At 65.6% G+C, this 20,429-nt stretch carries 16 protein-coding genes; 7 read left to right on the forward strand and 9 right to left on the reverse strand.

Annotated elements, in window-relative coordinates:
• The first annotated feature begins 591 nt into the window (after positions 1-591).
• The 5 genes from MFF13_RS24225 to MFF13_RS24245 all read left to right on the forward strand — a co-directional run bounded on the left by MFF13_RS24225 (position 592) and on the right by MFF13_RS24245 (position 8,110).
• Positions 592-2,445, forward strand: coding sequence for an HAD-IIIC family phosphatase (locus tag MFF13_RS24225; RefSeq protein WP_238273145.1), 1,854 nt, complete (start codon positions 592-594; stop codon positions 2,443-2,445).
• 184 nt (positions 2,446-2,629) lie between these two features.
• Positions 2,630-5,881, forward strand: coding sequence for a glycosyltransferase (locus MFF13_RS24230; protein ID WP_238273146.1), 3,252 nt, complete (start codon positions 2,630-2,632; stop codon positions 5,879-5,881).
• Positions 5,882-5,993: 112 nt separating this feature from the next.
• The gene (locus MFF13_RS24235) at positions 5,994-6,461 is read left to right on the forward strand and encodes a GspH/FimT family pseudopilin (RefSeq protein WP_238273147.1); all 468 of its coding nucleotides are present in this window, start codon (positions 5,994-5,996) and stop codon (positions 6,459-6,461) included.
• The gene (locus MFF13_RS24240; protein ID WP_238273148.1) at positions 6,433-7,242 is read left to right on the forward strand and encodes a PulJ/GspJ family protein; all 810 of its coding nucleotides are present in this window, start codon (positions 6,433-6,435) and stop codon (positions 7,240-7,242) included. The genes MFF13_RS24235 and MFF13_RS24240 overlap by 29 nt, the downstream gene beginning before the upstream one ends.
• Before the next feature lie 31 nt (positions 7,243-7,273).
• On the forward strand, positions 7,274-8,110 hold the full coding sequence (locus MFF13_RS24245) for a type II secretion system minor pseudopilin (RefSeq protein ID WP_238273149.1): 837 nt from the start codon (positions 7,274-7,276) through the stop codon (positions 8,108-8,110).
• Positions 8,111-8,131: 21 nt separating this feature from the next.
• Here the strand turns inward: MFF13_RS24245 and MFF13_RS24250 are convergent, their stop codons facing one another.
• The 6 genes from MFF13_RS24250 to gspD all read right to left on the reverse strand — a co-directional run bounded on the left by MFF13_RS24250 (position 8,132) and on the right by gspD (position 14,371).
• A complete protein-coding gene (locus MFF13_RS24250) occupies positions 8,132-9,226 on the reverse strand; it encodes a class I SAM-dependent methyltransferase (RefSeq protein ID WP_238273150.1) in 1,095 nt (364 codons plus the stop codon).
• A gap of 105 nt (positions 9,227-9,331) precedes the next feature.
• Complete coding sequence (locus tag MFF13_RS24255) at positions 9,332-9,823, reverse strand: prepilin-type N-terminal cleavage/methylation domain-containing protein (protein WP_238273151.1); 492 nt, start codon at positions 9,821-9,823, stop codon at positions 9,332-9,334.
• Positions 9,820-10,266, reverse strand: coding sequence for a type II secretion system major pseudopilin GspG (gene gspG / locus MFF13_RS24260; protein ID WP_373322604.1), 447 nt, complete (start codon positions 10,264-10,266; stop codon positions 9,820-9,822). The genes MFF13_RS24255 and gspG overlap by 4 nt, the downstream gene beginning before the upstream one ends.
• Before the next feature lie 15 nt (positions 10,267-10,281).
• The gene (locus tag MFF13_RS24265; RefSeq protein WP_238273153.1) at positions 10,282-11,502 is read right to left on the reverse strand and encodes a type II secretion system F family protein; all 1,221 of its coding nucleotides are present in this window, start codon (positions 11,500-11,502) and stop codon (positions 10,282-10,284) included.
• Entirely contained in the window at positions 11,503-12,180 is a 678-nt protein-coding gene (locus MFF13_RS24270; RefSeq protein ID WP_238273154.1) for a prepilin peptidase, read from the reverse strand.
• Complete coding sequence (gene gspD / locus MFF13_RS24275; RefSeq protein WP_238273155.1) at positions 12,122-14,371, reverse strand: type II secretion system secretin GspD; 2,250 nt, start codon at positions 14,369-14,371, stop codon at positions 12,122-12,124. The genes MFF13_RS24270 and gspD overlap by 59 nt, the downstream gene beginning before the upstream one ends.
• Before the next feature lie 358 nt (positions 14,372-14,729).
• Between gspD and MFF13_RS24280 the strand changes: the two genes are divergently transcribed.
• Both MFF13_RS24280 and MFF13_RS24285 read left to right on the forward strand, forming a co-directional pair.
• The gene (locus MFF13_RS24280; RefSeq protein ID WP_238273156.1) at positions 14,730-15,686 is read left to right on the forward strand and encodes a ferritin-like domain-containing protein; all 957 of its coding nucleotides are present in this window, start codon (positions 14,730-14,732) and stop codon (positions 15,684-15,686) included.
• A 288-nt stretch (positions 15,687-15,974) separates the two neighbouring features.
• A complete protein-coding gene (locus tag MFF13_RS24285) occupies positions 15,975-16,247 on the forward strand; it encodes a hypothetical protein (RefSeq protein ID WP_238273157.1) in 273 nt (90 codons plus the stop codon).
• A 710-nt stretch (positions 16,248-16,957) separates the two neighbouring features.
• Here MFF13_RS24285 and gspM read toward each other — a convergent pair.
• Genes gspM through MFF13_RS24300 form a run of 3 tightly spaced genes read right to left on the reverse strand, consistent with a single transcriptional unit; the run spans position 16,958 to position 20,267 of the window.
• Entirely contained in the window at positions 16,958-17,524 is a 567-nt protein-coding gene (gene gspM / locus MFF13_RS24290; RefSeq protein WP_238273158.1) for a type II secretion system protein GspM, read from the reverse strand.
• Positions 17,521-18,588 (reverse strand): PilN domain-containing protein, encoded by a 1,068-nt coding sequence (locus MFF13_RS24295; protein WP_238273159.1) that lies wholly within the window; start codon positions 18,586-18,588, stop codon positions 17,521-17,523. The genes gspM and MFF13_RS24295 overlap by 4 nt, the downstream gene beginning before the upstream one ends.
• A complete protein-coding gene (locus tag MFF13_RS24300) occupies positions 18,585-20,267 on the reverse strand; it encodes a GspE/PulE family protein (protein ID WP_238273160.1) in 1,683 nt (560 codons plus the stop codon). Before MFF13_RS24300 ends, MFF13_RS24295 begins: the two co-directional genes overlap by 4 nt.
• Positions 20,268-20,429: the final 162 nt, after the last annotated feature.

Here is a 20,429-nt window from a genome sequence, read left to right on the forward strand (position 1 = left end):
CGTGGAACCGGGGGAGGATCACACCATCAAGCTGCTGTCTCGGGCCTTCCGGCAGATACCAGCCCCACGTCGGTCCCGACCCCTATCCGGGGACACAGCTACACCGCATCTGCTCTACCGGTCCAAGTAGGCCCATACCCTCAGCCCCATTCATCGCATCCCATTCGTTTCAATCAGTGTCGGCCAGCAAGGGGTGGGGGGTGTCGATTAATCGAAACGCATCGCGCGCTCAGAGGCGGATGGGAACCCGATTCTCGCAAACAGAAAATAAAAAAACGCGCGTAGGCGACGTGGCCTGCCTCCAGAACCCTACCCGTCCGATTCGGCATAGCCCGGGAACATACTCAAGTCTTGGCTCGATCAGCACCAGAATGCGACGACGACGGCCGAGGCGTCCTTGCAAATGAGCTTGTGGTAGCGGGTTGCGACGCGATGGACGCTTTTCAGGAGAAGAAGGCGGCATCGACGCACCGGCGCGCACGATGAAGGCGCCGCGCATGTTGTTCTATAGATGCCGGGATACCCCTGCGCGATCGACACGGTTAAGGAGGCGGCACGGGCGACATTTACGTCGGCCCAGCAGGAAACCGTATGACGTCGCTCTGGAGGTTCTTGTCGCCGCGGAGGTCGGATTTCGGGCCGATTTCCAGCGCCACATCGCGCGATGGAGACGTACCGGCCGATCCCGTTGCGGGTTCACGGAGCCCCCGAGACCCGAAGGAGTTTCGAATCCCGACCGGCCTGCGGGCGACCCCGACCGGCTTGAGGCGGATCCTGGTGATTGGCTCTTGCCTCGTCGAAGATCTGGTCTCCTATTCGAACGACAGCGGTGCGACGCCCGGGGACTTCGTCCTGTTCAACAACATCGGACGACTGCCCGACTCCCCGCCGCAGCCGATCGCCGCCTACGATGTGCAGATCGTCCAGATCCCGCTGCGCACCCTGCTGGCCGACGCGCATTTTGCCAAGCTCAAGTATCATCGCACCGAGGATTACCGGCTCGTCTTCGATCAAGCCGTGCAGCGCCTGAGCCTCGCCCTCGACGCGGCGATGCGCTGGAACCGCGAGACTGGACTCGCGAGCCTCGTCGTCAACTACTTTCGCCCGCAACAGGACGTGCTCGGGCGCCTGTTGCCGCGCAACGACTTGAGGAACTTCAGCTATTTCATCGATCGCCTTAACGAGAGTCTTGCCGATCTCGTCGCTGGCTATACGAACGGCCACATCCTCGACTTCGACGCCATCTCCGCTACGATCGGACGCATCCACGTTCAGGACGAGCATCTCTGGATGCTGAACCACAATTCGACGTTGAGCGACTTCGATGCCGCCCACGATCGCGCCCGCCTCCACCCGCCGCCGCCGGTCAGCCGGCAGAGCGATCTGCGGATCGCCGCGTTCTTCGATGCGGTCCACGCTGAGATCGAGGCGATGGTCCGGACGCTGCGGCAGATCGATGCCGTCAAGCTGGTGATCGTCGACCTGGACGACACGCTCTGGCGCGGCGTGCTCGCCGAGGAGTCGGGCGAGGCGAAGACCAACGAGGGCTGGCCGTTTGGCCTCGCCGAGGCGCTGGCCGTCCTTAAGGCGAGGGGGATCGTGCTTGCCATCGCGAGTAAGAACGACGACGCGACGATCCGCGCCGCCTGGGATTCTCAACTCGGCGACCGCCTGGAACTCGCCGATTTCGCGGTAGTGATGATTGGCTGGAATCCGAAGGTCGAGAGCGTCGCCGCGATCCTACAACAGGTCAACGTCCTGCCGTCGAGCACCGTGTTCATCGACGACAACCCGGTCGAGCGGGCCGCCATTGAGGCGGCGTTTCCCGGCATCCGGACGCTCGGGGCCGACCTCTATGGCATCCGCCGGACGCTTCTGTGGTCGGCCGAGACGCAGGTGCCGTTCATCACGGACGAATCCGGAAGGAGGACCGAGATGATCCGGGCGCAGGTAGTGCGCGAGGAGACCCGCAAGACGGTCTCGCGTACCGAGTTTCTGGGCAATCTCGACATTCGGGTCGCGTCGGACGTCATCACGACGATCGGGCATGGCCGCTTTCCCCGCACGCTCGAACTGATCAACAAGACCAATCAGTTCAACACCACCGGCCATCGGTGGACTTCGGAGGCGATGCAGGCGGCCCTTCAGGAGGGCGCGGTGATCCATGCCTTCTCGGTTGCCGACCGCTTCACCGATTACGGCCTCGTAGGCGCCGTCCTCGTGCGCGGCGCCGCGATAGAACAGCTCGTCATGAGTTGCCGCGTCGTCGGGCTCGACATCGAACGGCGGATGCTGGCGAGCATCGTCGACGGGCTGAAGCGGGACGGTTCGACCCGGGTCTCGGCGTGCTTTCTCGCGACGGACAGGAACGCACCTTGTGCCGACGTTTTCGCCGATTCCGGGTTTCGCGCCGAGGGTGAGGGGTGGGTGTTCGATCTCGACTGACCGCGCCCGCGGCGGCAAACCTTCGTTCGGGCGCATCCCCGTTCCCCGAACCCGCCGCCACGCCGTCGGCGCGTGGACGGCGGCAAACGGGTCCGATCCCGGTGCGCGATGCTCCGGCACGTTGTCTTTGCCGCGTCGAGGGCGCTTCCGGACCGGCAACAGAGGGTAGGCGGAACAGGACGCGATGAAGTTCTTTCGCAGCAAACGTCGTTCGCGCGTCGATCCGGTAATCGCGGATCATACCCGACGCGTTCAGGATTCTGGCTTGTTCGACGCCGAATGGTATCGTGCGACCTATCCCGAACTCGCGGGTTTCGGCCCGGGCCCGCTGGCGCATTTCTGCGAATACGGCCTGCACGAGCATCGCGATCCCGGGCCAAACTTCGACACGCGCCGCTACCTCGACGCCGTCCCCGCGGCCGGTACGGGTCCGCTGCCGCCTTTCCTGCACGCGATCGAGGCAGGCGAGGCCGAGACTGGATGTCCGGTCTGGCTGCGGAAAGACGACGCGTCGCTGCTCTACCTGATTCGCACGAGCGGGCTGTTCGACGACGCGTGGTACCTCGATACTTACCCGGACGTCGCTAAAAGCGGATGGGATCCGCTAGCTCATTACCGCGAATACGGCGCAGCCGAGTTGCGTGATCCTGGCCCGGCCTTCGATACTGAGCATTATGCGCTGACATATCCGAACTACCACGAAAATTTTCCGAGCCCACTTGTCCATTACTTGCGGCTGGGCCTTCGCCGCGGTTACCACCCAACGGGGGTCTCACGTTACGGGCGCTGGCTAGCTGAGCACGACGCTCTGAACGCAGTAGATTTGGAGCGGATCGCCGCCGAACCGGCGCGGTCCTCCGTGCACGTCGTCCTAGTCGCCAGTCGCGACGGCGCCAGCGGGATCGCTGCGATCCTTTGTGATCTCACAGATCAGGCTGGCGCCCCATGGCGCGCCACGCTGCTGCGGGGCCCGGACATGGACGAAGCCTCCTGGCAGACAGTCGTTGCTCAGACGGCGGCCGAGCCGCGGATCGTCTGCATTGCAGCGGCCACAGACGCGCTTGCCGGGCTCGTGGACGGGGATATTGTACTGCTTGCCACCGGGGCGAGCCGGCTACGGCCGCACGCTTGTCATGCTTTCGCGGCCGCGCTCGACCATTGTGCAGCGTACGCTGCTTACAGCGATCACGACCGGATCGACGCTGCCGGGACACGGCACGCGCCGGTATTCACGCCGGACATGTCGCCCGTCCTCATGCAGCAAGTGCCCTATGCCGGCGCGGTGATCGTCCTGCGTATCGTCCCGCCGACCCGCGAGCCGCTGAAACGTGCCATGGACCTCCTCTGGGATCCCGACATGGCCTGGGCGGAGCTGCTGCTCGGGCTCGACCCCGCACGGGTGATCCGTATCCCCCTGATCCTCCACCACCGCGCCGTGGACGCGGCGGTGCCGCCATCGCGCACGAACCAGCCCGTGCTCGATCCGTTGCGGACCGCGGCTCCAGTATTCCACTGGCCGCCGGAGCCGCTGCCCACCGTCCTGATCGTCATTCCGACTCGGGACCGGAGCGCCCTACTTCGGGCCTGCATCGACAGCATTTGGACGCTCACCGACTACCCGTCCGAGCGTTATCGAATCGTCGTCGTCGACAACGACTCGTCGGAGAGTGATACTGCAATATATTTTGCGGAAGTCGCTACGAATGAAAGGGTGGTTGTTGTTGTCTCGCCCGGCTCTTTTAACTTCGCCCAGATCTGCAATGTTGGCGCCGCGGGGGCGACAGCCGACATTCTCGTCTTTCTTAACAACGACACCACCGTCCGGCAGCCGAACTGGCTACGCCTTCTTGCCGGCCACGCCACTAGGCTGGAGACAGGTGCCGTTGGCGCACGATTGCTATATCCAGATGATACAGTGCAGCACGGTGGCGTTGTGCTCGGTATAGAAAGCATTGGAGCGCATGACCATTTATATCTATCGAATACCATTGCTCATAAAATCGATGTAACTCGCGAAATTAGTGCTGTCACTGGAGCCTGCCTCGCAATTCGGCGATCAGTTTTTGAGAGAATTGGGGGTTTCGATCCGTTACTGCAAGTAGACTTTAATGATGTCGACTTATGCTGCACTGCTTCTAAATCTGGATACCGCAACATCTACATCGCCGAAGCGTTGCTTTATCATCATGAATCTGTTTCGCGGGGTACTCTATCGACTCCAGCTAAGCGTGGTCGCAGTGTCCGCGAGGCGATCCGAGTGCGGCGGCGACATGCGGCTGTGATCCGGGACGACCCGTTCTACAATCCGAACCTATCGCGGGAGAAAATCGGCAGGCTTGCGGTGCCGCCGCGGGTGGTACCCCCGTGGCGGCGTCCGCCCTCCGGCGTTCGCAGGGTTCTGCTGCTGAGCGCCGGAGGCGGCATCGGCCGGTGGGTGGCGGATCAGGCGGCGTTTCTCACCGCGCGGGGCTTCGAGGTCATCCTCGGCGGCCCCGACCGGGAGGACGTGACCGCCGGCCCGGATCGCCGTCGGGTCCGACTCGCGGATCCCGCGGAGGCGGCGGTCTTCGCGACGCGCGAAGGCGTCGATGCGGTCATCGCCCACACCGCGCCGTTCTTTGCGGTGACGCAGCATCTTGGGCGGCGGCCGCTCGTCTACTGCGTCGATCACGGCGACGCGCCGCCGGGATCGGGGCCCGATCGCGACGCGCGGACGGACGCTATTCTCGACAAGCGCTACCACGCCGCGCTGGCGCGCCGCGTCTTCTCGACGTCGCCGTCTGCACGGGACGCCCTGTTCGGGCAGGAGACGGTGCTGCTTGCCCATGACCGCCCGGCGGGTGCGGCATGGTCCGAGGCCTGGGCTGTGCGACGCCCGGCGCTCCGCGAAAAATTCGGTTTCACCGGGCGCTTCGTTGTGATCAATCTCTTCGGCATGGACGCAGGAGACGCGCGGGACGATGGCATTGAGGACTTCGTCGCACTTGCCACCGAATATCCGTTCACCGATCCGGCACTTAAAGTTCGACCTCTTTTCGTCGCGGCCAGCCGTGGTCCCGTCGCCTGTCCCGACGAGCCTACCGACCTCGTGACGTTCGCGTCCCTTGGCGATGCCGACCTCTTCGACCTGTTGGCGGCCAGCGACCTCTATCTAACCCCGCAACGCCGGCAGGGCGTCGCGTGCGGCATTGCGCTCGCGCTCGCCATGGGGCTGCCGGTGGTCGCATCAGAGATCGCGGCTCATCGTGCCTATCCCCTCGAGATCGCGGCGGACCTGCCAGGGTTATACCGGCTGATCATGCCCCATGCAGAAAGCTGGCGCGCAGGCACTGTGCACCGGACGGCGGTACTCATGCCCGGCGCGGATCCTCTGGCCGTGCTGGCGGACACGATCGCCCTCGACTTGGACCGCGATATTGCCGAACACTGGATCTGAGCACCTCACGCGATGCCTCGAATTCGACGCGCTCGGATGCAAGTGCTTCCCCATGGGGCAGACTTCCTGCGGCTGGAGTTCCGTCGCAGGGTCAGGATTCTCAAAAAACCGCATGAAACCGGCCGACGCCTCCCACCGCGTGAACCATGCGGGTTTCACCCTGATCGAGATGACGCTGGTCCTGGCGATCATCAGCCTGATCGCTGCACTTGTCTTGCCGCGTGTGTCGTTCTCGGGGAGCGCGACGAGCTTGCGGGTTAAGGGGTTCGAGATCGCGGCGATTCTTAGGGCTGACCGCGATGAAGCCGTCCGCAGCGGGCGCCCGGTGACAAGCGTCGTCGATCTCGCGGGTGGCCGCGTGCTGTCCAGCGCCGAGAATGGGGTAGTCGCCATCCCAACCAACCTGTTCCTGCGCATCTCCGGCGCGGGGCTCGACGGCATCCGCTTCCTGCCGGACGGGCGGGCGTCGGGCGGAGAGATTTTTCTGATGCGGACCGACCGGTCCGGCATCCTGTCGGTCCGGGTCGATCCGCAGACCGCAGCGATCGTGATTGACCGGGGCGCACGTCTTGACGATTGAGGGGGACGCCCGCGCAACACACACCGCGCGACGTCTCCGCGTCCCGCCCGCGCGGCCGTGTTCGGCTGGCTTCCTCCTTCTGGAGGCGCTGGCGACGATGGCGATCGGTGCGATCATCCTCGTCGCGGTCGGGTCACTGCTCGGGCTAATGTCGCGGCAGGCCGACCGGACGGCGGAGCGCACCGAACGCTTAGACGTCGCCGGCCACGCTCTGGCCGCGCTCGCCCGCGACATCGGGTCGATCGCGCGCGCTCGTTGGGCCGGGCCTGGCCAGCGGAACTTCGTGTTCGCCGGCCTGCCCGACCGGATGCTGTTCTCCCTCGACCGAACTGACGCGGACCGCACACCCCGAAGCCTCGCGATCCTGCTGCAGGGGACCGAGACGAAGGACGGCAGCACCGTGCTTCGCGCCGAGGCGCCGCTCTCGCCCATCGATCGCGACGAGGCCGCACTCGATTTCGCGTCCGCGCACATGGTCTACTCTGGCACAGCCTCGGTCCGCTTCGCCTATGTGGTGGCGCCTGGCGAAGGCGCTCCCGAACTCTTGGTCGACGTCTGGCCCGCGGCCCAAACGCTGCCGATAGCCGTGCGCGTCGCCTTCACCGATCCCGCAAGTGGGGAGATCCTGTCGAGCCTTCGCGTCCCGCTTCGGATCGAGGCAGAGCCGGGCTGCGCCGCACCGCGAAAGGCGTTCTGCAGCCGCATCGATCCGCGCTCGCTTGAGGCCCAAGGCGAGCCCGGCGTGCCGACGGCCGGCATGGCCGCTGCGGTTGGGCGCTGAGATGCGCAGCCGGCAGGACGGCTTCATCCTCGTGGCGGTGCTCGGCATCATGGCCCTGCTCCTGAGCCTTGCCGGCGGGACGGCGCTGATGGTGCGCTCAGCGATCAATGGCGTGCGCGGTACCGCCGACGACCTCAGACTCGACGCGATGGTCCGCTCCGGCATCGACCTCGCGGCCCACGAACTGTTCGCACTGAAACTCCCGACGGCGCGGATCCGCGACCAGCGGATCGCCGTCGACGGCGGCACCATCACCCTGTCCGCAGTCGACGAATCTGGCCGGATCGACCTGAACTGGTCTGATCCCATGCTGCTGGCAGGCGCGTATCGCGCCGTTGGGCTGACCGGCTTAAAGCCTGAGCTATTCGCCGCCCGCGTCGTGCAATGGCGCGACCGCTACGAGGACAAGCCGCCGGCGAACGCCGATCCGGCCAAGATCAACCTCGCGGCCAAGCCCGTCGGCCGGGGCAAAGACGGCTTCCGTACCGTGGCGGAACTCCGCTGGTTGGCCGACGTCACGGACGACGATGTGGCCGCCCTCGCGCCCTTGCTCACCGTCGACAACGTCCAGGGCCGCGTGAACGTGCTGGAAGCCTCCGCGACGGTTCTGATGGCGCTGCCCGAGATGAGTCCGAGCCTCGTCGCGCAGGTGGTGGCTTTGCGTGCTGCGCCGCGTGCGACGATCGACGATCGACTCAAGCTTTTGCTGCCGAAGCAGCAGCCGTTGATCACCACGACACGCGGCACGGCCTTCCGCGTCCGCGTCATGGTCACCACCGTGGCGGCCGCCAACCGCAGTGTCGCCGTTACCCTGGCCCGTGCTCCGGTCCGCGACGCACCGTACTACGTCACCGCTTGGGAGCGCTGACCGGCTCCGAGGCGGCAAGGGTCAGATCCGGTTGGTCGGCTTGACCACGAAGTAGAGGTCGTCAGACGCCACGAGCCGGGTCTCGATCGCCATCCGCTCGATCATCATCGTCAGGTCGAGGATCGCCATGTCACTCTCGCTGCGGAAATTTCCGGCGCGGTCGGCGAGCAGGTTGCGCAGCAGCGTGCCCCCCATCGGCAGTACCTCGACCACGTCGAAGGCGGCAAACAGCATCGAGCGCAGGTCGGCGCTGCGGGGCGCCTCGCTTGGATCGTAGCTGGCTACCGCCGGGATGGTCGGCAGCGTCAGGCGTGCATCGATCCGGTCCTCCTGCTCCGCTTTCAGGTTCCGCCGCAGGTGCGCGGGCAGGTAGCCGAAGATTTCGTCGGCGAGCCGTCGGGCATCCCGGTCCATCTGAAGGCGCGGCGGCCCGAAATAATCCAGCCCAAGGATGAGCCCGTCCGGCGAGACGATCCGGTTGAGGAAGGGTAGAAACCGTTCGAGGTCAGCGCAATGGTGTAGGGAGTGGCAGAAGAACACCACGTCGAAGCTGCGGTCGATCGGAGGCGGATGGTTGAAATCGAAGGCCAGGAACTCGGATTCGAGCTTAAACGGCTCGATCTTGCGCCGGGCGTCCGCAAGCAGGGCCGCGTCGTACTCATAGAGCGTGATCTTCGACAGAGGCCAGTGTCCCTGGCGCAGGATCGCCTCTTCGATCCCGCCCGGCCCGCAGCCGAACGAGGCGAGGCTGAGATCGCGGCCGAGGCGCTCTCGCAGCGGTGCGAGGTGGCGGTCGAGGGTCCAGTCGAGCCATAAACCGCGCTCGGCGGTGGAGCGGCCGGTCATCAGGCGGGCTACGTAGTCGTGAACCTGCGGCAGGCCCTTCCAGTCGAGCACCTGGCGCCGTGCCTCCCAATCGGGGTCGAGCACCTGCCGCCACGTGGTCTCACCAAGTGTGACCGGCTCGCCCGAGACCGCTTCGTGCGCGGCAGGCGCCGGTTCCGTCGGGGCCGGCGCAGCCGGGATCGAGGCAGCCTCCGGCTCAGGAGGGATCGGATCCGGGATCGATCGCGCGGCTTTCGAGAAGTGCTTCAGGAAGGTCTCGAGGCCCATCATACGGATCGCTTTCAGTCTGCCTCGCGTCGCGAGACCGGAGGTTCGGAAACGCGCCGGTTCCAGCCGGATCGCGACGGCCACGGCCCTGTCTCGGTAGCGATTATGCTACCGCCCCCCGCCATCAGCTGATGCCGTCTGTCCGAGGCGGATGGTCTCGAACGTCACGACCGTTCCGCGGCGGGTCAGGACCTCGATGTCCTGGCGCATCGGCGTCCAGCGGATGCGCGCGGCGGGGTCTGCGGGATCGCAGGAGCCGGCCGATTGCTGGCAGCCGCCTTCCGCGTCGCGCTCGGCCTCGGGCAAGGGAAGCTCCAGTGCCGCGAGGCGGATGGTGTAGCGGTAGCCGTCCAGGGTTCCGGTGCGTCCGCCCCTGCCGATGTCCGATACGCGCAAAGGTTCGGCTAGAAGCGAGCGGGCGACGCGCTCGGCGGCGAGCCTGTCCTCCACCGCCACGAGCCCGGCGCGCGACTGCACCACGCCCCGCTGCACCACGAGGCTCAGGACAGCCACGATCGCGAAGGCTGCGAGCGCCTCGATCAGCGTGAAGCCCGCCGATGCACCGCGCTCGCGCGTGTCGCTTTGAACCCCGGCCGTCATTCCTTGCCGATCACGCCATTGCCGCCCTTCACGCCGTCGGCGCCGAGCGAGAGGATGGCGTAGGGTGCGGTCTTGCCCGGCGTCCGATACTCGTAGGGATGTCCCCAAGGGTCGGCCGGAACGCTGCCCTGCTTGAGGTAGGGACCACTCCAGTTCTCCGCGGCGGGCGGGCGCTGCACCAACGATTGCAGGCCTTCACTCGTCGAGGGGTAACGGCCATTATCGAGGTAGAATAGGTCGAGCGCCGAGGCGAAGGATTCGATCTGGAGCTTGGCCGCCTTGTCGCGCGAGCTCGACAGGTAGCCGAGCACACGCGGACCGGCGAGGCCCATGACGAGGCCAAGGATCACCAGCACGACGAGCAACTCGACGAGGGTGAAGCCGCCCTGCGCATCGCGCCGGGCACGCACGGATTGATCGAAGCGGGAACGTACGGAAGCCATCATCGGGACGAAACCTCAGACCAGAAGGTCGTTGATGCTCATGAGCGCGGTCATCACCGAGATGATGAGCCACGCGATCAGAAGACTTACCAGAACCATCACCGCCGGCCCCACCACCGCGATGACGCGACCTAGAGCCGCGTCGAGCTTGGCCTCGTAGAAAACCGCTACGCGGCTGGCACTGTCGGCAAGATCGCCGGACTCCTCGCCGACGCGGAGCATCTGCACCACGTGCCGGGGAAAGAGCTTTCCGCGCGACAGGGTCTCGGAGAGGCGCTGGCCCTGGCGCACGTCTGCGACGACCCGGTCGATCTCGGAGCCAGCACCAGGCAAGCGCACGACGCCACGGATCAGGCGTAGCGCGGTGGAGATATCGACGCGGTTGCGCACTAGGATCGCCAGCGTCCGGCAGAAGGTGACGGTGAGTTCGTTAGCTAGCACTGCTCGGCTGAACGGCAGGCGCGCGAGCAGGGCGAGCCACAGCCCGCGCTCGCTGCTGATCCGATTAAGCAGAACCGCGCCCGCAAGAAGGCCAGCCATCGACAGCACTACGACGTCGAGGTTACGGTTGAGGAAGCCCGACATCTCGAACACCACCAGCGCCGAGGGATCGATCTTGTCGCGGAAACCCTGAAGCGCGACCTCGAACTTCGGGATTAGGTAGATCAGGATGAAGAACAGCACGCCCACCGCCGCGATCACCAGGAAGCAGGGATAAGAGATCGCGGAGATAAAGCGCTTTCGGAGGCGCTCGCCGCGTTGGCGCTCGGCGGCGAGCCCGCTCAACGCCTCTTCCAGTCGCCCAGAGGTCTCGGCGACCTCAACCATCTTCACGTAGATCGGCGGGAACAGCTTCGGGTGCGCGGAGATCGCCTCCGACAGACTTTTGCCGTGGCTGAGTGCGGCATGAAGGTCGCGCAGCACCCGCACGAGCCAGCTCCGGCTCTCCATCTGGGAGAGGATCTGCAGCGCCTCGGTGAGTGCGACGCCGCCCTTGAGCAGCATCGCTAGATCCAGCGTCAGGCCGGTGATGTCCTCGGGTCGCGGGTCAGGCGTCAACCAGTCCCGCAGCGAGCGCTCGGCCTGCCGCCCCCCGCGGGCTTCCGCCTTGACCGAGATCGGCGTGCAGCCGATCCGGTCGAGATGGGCGAAGACTTCGCCGCTCGCCTCGGCCTCCATCGTCCCCTTCAGAATTTTGCCCGCGGAATCGAGAGCCATGTAGGCGAAGATCGACATCTACGGTTGCCCCAGCACGCCGGGCAGGATCTGTCCGACGAGCCACGTCGTCCAAAGCGCGGGGGCGAGGACGGCGCCGAAGGCAATCCGGTCGGTCAACGGAACCGCGCGCGCCAGAGCGGGTAGAATCCGGCTCAAGCCGATCACGGCGAGGCTGGTCAGGCTCGCGCCGAGGACCGCCCAGGAGAGTCCAACGGTGCCGAGCAAGACGCCGCCGGCAGCCGCGAGCTTCACGTCGCCAAGGCCAATGCCGTCATGGCCACGGAGACGGTAATAGCCTTCGCGCAACCCGAGCAGGACGCCGCCGCAGATCGCGGCGTCGAGAGACGCCAAGCCGATACTCGCAATTGGAGTCTCGCCCAGATAGGCGCCGTCGCCGATCCGTGCCGTGAGGCCGATAAGTCCTAGAGCCAGGGTCGCGGCGTCAGGAATCGTGAAATCCGCTAGATCCTGCCAGACGATCCGCAGGCCGATTACGGCCAGAGCGAGCGCGACGACTCCCGTCGCTATGGGGCCTGGACCGACCCAGGTCGCTAATGCTGCGCCAGCGACGGCAACAGCGATCACGAGCCCGGCGAAATCGGTCGTTTCGACGCGTCTAACGAACATGCGCGGTCGGTCAGTGCTTGTAGACCGGGCGGCGGGCGGGCAGCGCAGCACCGCGTCGAGCGCCTGCATCGAGCAGCTTGCCGCGGTAATCCTCTGCGACACGCTGTGCATCGCGACCCGATCGCACCACCACGGGTCGGATGAACACCACGAGTTCGGTACGCTGGGCGCCGTTGTCGACCGAGCTGAACAGGTCACCGACGTTCGGGATTCGATCGATGAACGGGATACCGTCGCGGGAGGTCTGCCGCTTTTCGCTGATCAGGCCGGCAAGCAGTACGGTCTGTCCGTTGGCCACCGAGATCGTGCTCGCGACGCGGCGCTTCGAGATCGTCGGCGTCAGGGTGTTCGAAGCGCCGACTACCGCCGAGATCTCCTGCTCGATCTGCATGGTCACGGCATCGTTTTGGCCGATGCGCGGGACCACGTTGAGGATGATGCCGGTGTCGCGGAACTCGACCTGGCTGACGAGCGGGGCGCCAGGCACGGTGATCCCCTGTGCCTGCGTCGTGGTGATCGGCACGGAATCACCAACCTGGAGCGAGGCGGGCTGGTTCTCAATAACCACTAGGGAGGGTGAGGACAGGATCTTGACGTCGGTGAAGCCGTCGAGCGCCGAGAGTACCACGTCCGGGCCGGAATAGCCGCCGACGAGGAAATTGAATCCGCCGCCGGCCCCCGCCGTCAACGCGTTGGTGGCGCCGCCGGCCGTCGCCGCGGCCGCGCTCAGCAGGCCGATCGATCCCTTGCCCTTACCCAACCCGATGTTCTTAGAGTCGAGAAAGTACTGCACGCCGTACTTGAGCTGGTCGGTTAGCGTCACCTCGGCGATGGTCACATTGACAGCCACCTGCGCCGGGGTCGCGTCGAGCTGGCGGAGCGCCGCGTTGATTTTTCGGTAGGTCTCGCCGTCGGCATAGGTGATGACCGAATTGTTCGACGGGTCCGCGCTGATCGAGACGCGCCGCGCCCCGTTACCGCGCCGGGTCAGGTCGAGGCTGTCGCTGCCGCCGCCGAGCGCTGTTGGGCCGCCATCGGCCATGCCGTTGCTTGACGCCGAGTCGCCGTAGGCAGAGGCGAACCGTGCCCGGAGGAGGTCGGTGCCGGTGTTCTGCTGGCTGCCGCCCTGGTTGCCGGAATTGCCCTGGCCGAGGCTACCATAACCGGATCCGGAATTTCCGCCGTTCAGGCCACCGCCCTGATTGCCACCAGCAAAATTCCGGCCCTGCCCCTGTCCGCCCCCGTTGAGGCCGCCGAGCCCGGCGCCCTGCGTTGGGGTGTTGGTGTTCATGTTGGAGTTGCCGGTCCCGAACAGGCCGTTGATGACGCGCGCCAGTTCCTTCGCGTCGCGGTAACGCGCCTTGTAGATGAACACCGTTTCCTCGGCGGCCTCGACCGTGCCGTCGAGCTTACGCACGAAGGTCTCAGCCCGGCGGATCAGGGACGGGTTCTTCGACATCGCCATCACGGCGCGCAGGCGCGTGATCGGCTTGAACTGGATTAGGCCCGAGCTCGCCCCGTTCTCGCCGGTGTCGAACAGCTGCGTGAGGTCGGCGACGACTGCCTCCGGCCGGGCACGGCGCAGCTCGAATAAGCTGACCGACTGCCCGCGCATCCAGTCCGCGTCAAAGGCTAGGATCGCACTCACCGCTTCCTGGCGACGCGGGCCGGGGCCCTTCACGATGATGGTATTGCGCCCAGTATCGAAGCGCAGGCCGTCTGCCTCAGTGACGAAACCCGAGACGAGCTTCGACATCACCGCGGCCGAAACATAGCGCAGCGGAACCACCGAGACACCGTAGCCCGGCACCTGCGCGTTGCCGAAGCTGACGTTTCCGATGCTGGTGGCGGCCGAGGTGATGCGGTAGCCAGCCGCGTTGCGGGTCATGGTGTAACCCTGGCCCGACAGCACGGTCTCTAGCGCCGAGAGCAGCTCGACCCGAGTCATCGGGCGGGGCGATGAAATCGTGATCTGGCCCGCAACGTCGGAAGCCATCGTGTAGTTGAGGCCGAGTGTATCATTAAGGATTGCGTGGACCACATCCTTCACCTCGGCCCGCTCGAAGTTGAGGCGGTAGCTACCGGCTTCGGCGGGCTGAGTACCGATCTCCACCGCTTCGGAGCCAAGCCCCGCAGTCGCCTCGACGTCCTCGGGGCTGAAATTGTAGGTCCGCCCCTCGCCACGATCAGGCGCGACGACCGCATCTCGCGACGGCTTGCCTGTGACGGTCCGGCGCAGCGGACGCGCCGTCAGATCCATCTCCGTTTCTGGGCCGGTCAAGCTGGCACGCGGGGGGGCAGTGTCACGGGCGAGGGCGACGGAGCCGAGGAGTCCCGCGCAACAAACCAGAGCAAAGGATAGCCGCGTCAAAGACATGGGAGATTTTTCCGATCCCGGCGTTTCGTTAACGTACCCTTCATTTTTGTCCGTGCCCACCGGGACCAGCGCCCTACAACAGCATTCTTACTATTGCGTGCCTGATTAGACACAGTCAAAGAAAATGCTACATAGTTAAGCCACTTTTAGTACACTCGTCATTGTGACGAATCGCGTTACCGCTAACTTCGCCGTCGACGCCGCAATTCCAGGCGTGCGACACGTTGGGAGAAAACGGACCATGATCGACAAGCAGAACACTGCAGAGAGCGAGCTTGCGGGCCTCGAGACCGGCACTCGCGTCGTCAACCTCGAAAAGGGCCGTCGCGCCTTCCTACAGACGCTCGGCCTCGGTATCGCCGGCGCCGCCATCCTGGGCAACACCACGACCCAGTCCCAGGCCCAGGCGCTCCCATCGAATGTGACCGATGCAGACATTCTGAACTTCGCGCTTAACCTTGAGTATCTTGAGGCGGAATTTTACCTGAACGCCGTAAATGGTACCGGCCTGAAAGCTGCGGACCTTCAAGGCGTCGGCGCCATCGGTGCTGTCAACGGCGGCGGCAGAGCAGTGCCGTTCACCGATCCGAATGTCCGCAAGTACGCTTTCGAGATTGCCGCCGACGAGGAGGCTCACGTTCGTTTCCTGCGCGCGGCGCTGGGCAGCGCAGCCGTCAGCCGTCCTCGCCTCGACATCGACTTCGCCTTCACCGCCGCCGCCCGTGCGGCTGGCCTGATCGGTGCGAACGACCGGTTCGACGCTTACGCCAACGACACGAACTTCCTGCTCGCCTCGTTCATCTTCGAGGATGTCGGAGTCACCGCTTATAATGGAGCTGCCGGCGCGATCCAGAACAAGACCTATCTAAGCGCTGCTGCTAGCATCCTCGCGGTCGAGGCCTATCACGCTGGCATTATCCGCACTACGCTTTACGCTAAGGGCCTGATCAATCAGGCGGACGCGATCTCAAATGCTCGCGATTCGCTCGACGGTAACACCGATCTCGACCAGGGCATTAGCGGAACCCAGTCTGCGACCCCAGGCTTCCAGTTCTCTGATGCCAACCTCGTTCCGACTAACGCCCAGGGCCTTGTGTTCGCCCGCACCCCCGGCCAGGTGCTGAACATCGTCTACCTCAACACCACCCAGAGCCCGGGCGGCTTCTTCCCCGGCGGCCTCAACGGAACCCTGCGCTAGTCGACGCACAGGTATCGTCGTCGGAGGGCAAGGCATCGCTCTCCGACGGGGTGAAACGTGGGTCGCCGAATGCGGTCTCTAAAGAGGCTGACCATTCGGCGATCGGCGCGGGCCTATCTTCATCGCTCTCGCGGTCGGCTCGGTGCGGCTTCTGCCGAGCGCCGATCTCGATCTTCGGCATACGCAACCGACCCCTCGGATCGTCGGCCCGAATCGAGACGCTTCCTCGAAACTTGAGCACACCTCACACCGTAGGCACCTGCAGAAACATTTTGCCGGAGGCGGGCGATGTCGAAGGTCCACTACGTCGTGCGGCGCAGCCGCATGGGCAGGTTCAACTTCACGCTCATAAGCGAGGCGGGCCGGATCACGGGTTCGGTCGTCGTATCGACCGCAGGTAGAACCCGTGCCGACATCGAGAGCGACGCGCGCGATCGAATACGCCACCTCGCTGAAACGTTCGCGGGGATCGCAGGCCCGACCATGCCCGGCTTGGACGATACAATATTGAGGAAGTGTGGGCAGGCCATCAGCAATCCCCTCAGCGCGATCACATCATGAGATTGCCGTGTGGCTTGAAGGTGTGGCGATGCTCCAAGATACCAATGACGGTTGAGTCTTAGGCAGTCGGGCGGGCCTCACGCCCGCCATCAGTGAAAATCGCGGGGCAATCCTACGCAGATAGCGGCCGGCGGTACCCCATTCGGCGCCGCTGAGCACCAAGATGGGTCATCGCCCCAGCTGAATGCCGATCGGCGGAGGACCGCCTGGACGCGCACCCGGAGGGCTTGATGCGCCCACGCTAAAGAGCCGGTACGTGGTCTCGCGCGCACCGTCACGAAGCGTGACGCGATCGGGGCCGATAGCCTGGACACGCCATGTTTCGACCGAGTCCCCGAGTTTGAGGCTGAGCGAGGAACCGCCTGTTGGACGGCGCAGGATCGCGACGGCTTTGTCCACACCGGCGACGACCCCGACGAGGCGCAGATCCGGCGGCGGAGCTTCGACCGCCACTGGCGCCGGTGGAGCGGTAAAAACCTGTCGCGGTGGCGGTGGGCGGCGCGACGGCGCGAAGAGCGGCCGTCCCTTGAAGGCATCGAGCGTCCCGGGATCGAGCGTGCTCAGCGGGTTTAGGTTCTGCACTGGGCTTGGTAGCGGGCGGTCGTTCGCAACTTGAGCCGACGTCGGCACGATCGCCAATTCGAGAAGAACGAGAACTAGAACGACGCCGGCGGCGCTGCCGCGGCGTCGGGCATGACGATGTGGGCGGATCATTGCGTGCTCTCGCGGCGGTAGCCGCGGATCGCGAGTGCGACGCGTAGGGCTGGATTGGCTTCCTCGCCCCCCGTGCTACGCCCCGACACCGGGCGGATGTTCACGGCCTCGACCGTCAGCAGCGGCAGGCCGGTCTCGACCGCCTTGAGCAGATCGAACAGCCCTTCGTTGCCGATGTCGAGGCTGAGGCGAAGCTGGATGCTGCGCTGAGGCGCGGCGTCGGGTGCTTCGTCGCCGCGAACCTCGATCAGCCGGCCGCCAGCGCGTTCGACGAGGCCGGCGAGACGCTGCTGCAGTTCTGCGCGGGCGAGGCTCCCCGTTTCAGCCGTCAGATAAAGGGCTGAAAGGTCACCGCGCGTCGGCACTGGACGACCGGCTTCCGCCCGGATCCTCGACTCGACCTGGGCGAGATGGCCGACTGCGGTATTTACCACTGCATTGGCCGCCGACCAGCGCGCGAGGTTGGTGATCGTGATTGCGAGCAACAGTAGCGGTATGCCAACGCATAGCGCAACGGCAAGCGGCCCGAACCAGCGGGCGTCACGGGCTTCCACGAGCGTCATCGCGCCGCGTCCGGCACGTCGCCGCGTATCGCTACCAGATCGAAGGCGTCCCGTTTGTCGGCATCGCGGATCACTGGCGCGGCGAAACGCGGGTTCTTCAAGCCGGCATCCACTTCGAGGCGTGCGATCAGCGCCGGCGCATCGACAGAGCGGCCCACGAGGCGAATCCGGGTCGGTTCGATGTCGAGTTCGCGCAGTACCGTGTCGTCGGGCAAGGCGTGGCTCAGCTTATCGATGAGCACGATCGTCGCGGTATCGACGCGCTTGCCCTCTATCAGGGCGCGTTCGCGTGATGTACCAGACCCGCCGCGCAGCGCGAGCTTCGTGCGTAGCGCCGAGAGCCGCTGCTGGACATCCTCTGCGTCCGATGTGGCCGAAGCTGCTACGATCGCTGAGAACAGGCAAGTAGTCGCGAGCCCGCCGAGTAGGATCGCGAAGCCGCGGCCGATACGTGCCCGAAGGCGGCCGTCGGCAGCCTGCGTACGCCCCTTGTAGAGGTCGAAGCGTAGCGGCGCGTCGAGCGGTTCCGCAGCACTGCCCAGCGCCGTCGCTGTGAGCCCCGCACCTGCGAGGCGTGCCAGGAACGGCGCCACGAGATCGACGGATGTCGCGAGCAGATCGACACCGATCGTGCCATCCTCTGAGACGCCATCGACGACGCTGTAGGCATAGAGAACGTGGTCCGCCCGCCAGGGCGTCAGGCGCTCCAAGCGGTGCGCGATGATCGGCTGGAGATAACTCCGCCCAGCATCGGGAAGACGCAGCGAGCGCGTCAGGAACACCTCCGGCGGCAGTCGCAACTGCACCGCGCCCGCGTGGAACGCCTCCGGCGCGCGCACATTGTCGGCCAGATGCAGCGGCGTGCCAAGACGTTCTTTCCGCAAGCTGTAGAGCATGAGTCCATCCGGCGCGATCACGACGACGTGGCTCACGCCCGTCGAGAAGCGGGCAACGAGTGGCCGGAGGGTCGCAACAAAGGAGTCGAGCAGGGCTGCGCCGATCGTCTGCACCGCGGTAGCTGCGGGACGGATCGTGGCAGGCATCATTCCAGTAGAGAGCGTCATCCCGAAATCCGCATAACCTCGTCGAGGGAGGTGAGCCCATGGCTCGCCTTCTCGATCCCGTCGTCGAGCATTGTGGTCATGCCGACTGCACGCGCCGCCTGGAGCAGGATACGGGGATCGGGCTGGCCGCGGATGAGGTCACGCAAGTCGTCGCTGACAGCGAGTGCCTCGAACACCCCGATGCGGCCGCGAAAGCCGCTCTCGTTGCAATGAGCACAGCCGGTCGCTGCGTAAAAGTTGTGACCCGTCGCCTCGGGGCCGCCGCGGCGGGCGCGGAGGTCGCGAGCGACCGTGAGGCCCTTTGGATCTGGAACCCGGCAGCGCTCGCACAAGCGACGAACCAGCCGCTGGCCTATCACCCCGCGCAGGCTCGACGCGATGAGATACGGCTCGACGCCCATATCAACAAGGCGCACCACCGCGTCGACCGCGCTGTTGGTGTGCAGCGTCGTCAGCACGAGGTGGCCGGTAAGAGCGGCCTGGATGCCGATCGCCGCGGTCTCGCGGTCCCGCATCTCGCCGACCATGATTACATCTGGGTCGTGGCGCAGGAACGATCGCAGAGCTGTGGCAAAGGTGAGGCCGATTGCCGGCTTGATCTGGGTCTGATGGATTCCGGGGAGCTGGTACTCCACCGGGTCCTCGACGGTGACGATCTTGCGCGCGGGATCGTTCAGCAGAGAGATCGCGGTGGCGAGCGTCGTAGTTTTGCCGCTGCCGGTGGGGCCGGTGACAATGATGATGCCGTGTGGCTCAGCGAGCAGCCTGACCACCGCGTCGCGGTCGCGGTCTGACAGGCCAACGCGCTTGAAGTCGAGTAGCCGCGTGTCCTTCAGCAGAATGCGGAGCACTGCCGTCTCGCCGTAGAGCGTCGGCATTATCGCGACGCGCAGATCCGCCTCGGTATTGCCGACCTTGACGTTGGTGCGCCCGTCCTGCGGCAGGCGGCGTTCGGCGATGTCGAGGCCGGCGAGAATCTTCACCCGCGAAATCACCGCGGCTGCCATGTGACGCGGCATCGTCTGCTGCGCCCGCAAGTGACCGTCTACGCGAAACCTGACCTTCAATTCCTCGCGTCCGGTCTCGATGTGAATGTCGGTGGCGCCCGCCTGGATCGCACGCTCTAGCATCCCGTCGATGACGCGCACGATCGGGGCGCCGCGGGCGAGATCCTGCAGGGTCTCGATGTCATCGGAAAGGGCGTAGTCGGTCCCAGTCTCGCTCTCGACCTCGTCGCGTGGCGCGTCGGCGGGGCGACTGCGCTCGAACAGCTCCTCGATTTCTTCGAACGAAAGCACTGCCAGCGGCACCGCCCGGCCAAGCGCGAGGGCGACTGCGCGGATCGGTTCGAGATGGCCGGGGTCCGCGGTCACCAGCAGCGGGTGCCCGTCGCGCATGACCGGATACAGGTAGGCCTCGCGCAGGAAGTCGCGGGACAGGGCGTCGAGGGCATGGGGAAGTCCGGCGATCGCGTGGCTGTCGGCCCGCGGGACCCCGTGAAAGACCGCGACCGCATCCGCGAGGTCGACCGCCGAGACCGTCCCGCCCCGCCAGATCGCTTCCGCCGCGCCGCCGTTGGCGCGCGGCTGTGCCGGTACCGTCGCGACCCCGCGCCGACGGCGAAGGAACTCTGCCAGGGTTTCACCCTGGATGGCAACGGCGGGAGCGTCGATCTGCATACGTCCTCCTCCGATCCAGCCGGTCGCCCGTGCGCCGGGCGCCGGGCGCCTCAATCGGTCGGAGCCTACACGGATTGTCCGTCTCACGACCAGATCAAGGTTAGAAATCGCGCCAAAACCATTGGCTGTGTCAGCTTAGCGACATCGATGATACAATCTCAT

Source organism: Methylobacterium cerastii, from assembly GCF_022179125.1.
Taxonomy (GTDB): Bacteria; Pseudomonadota; Alphaproteobacteria; order Rhizobiales; family Beijerinckiaceae; genus Methylobacterium; species Methylobacterium cerastii.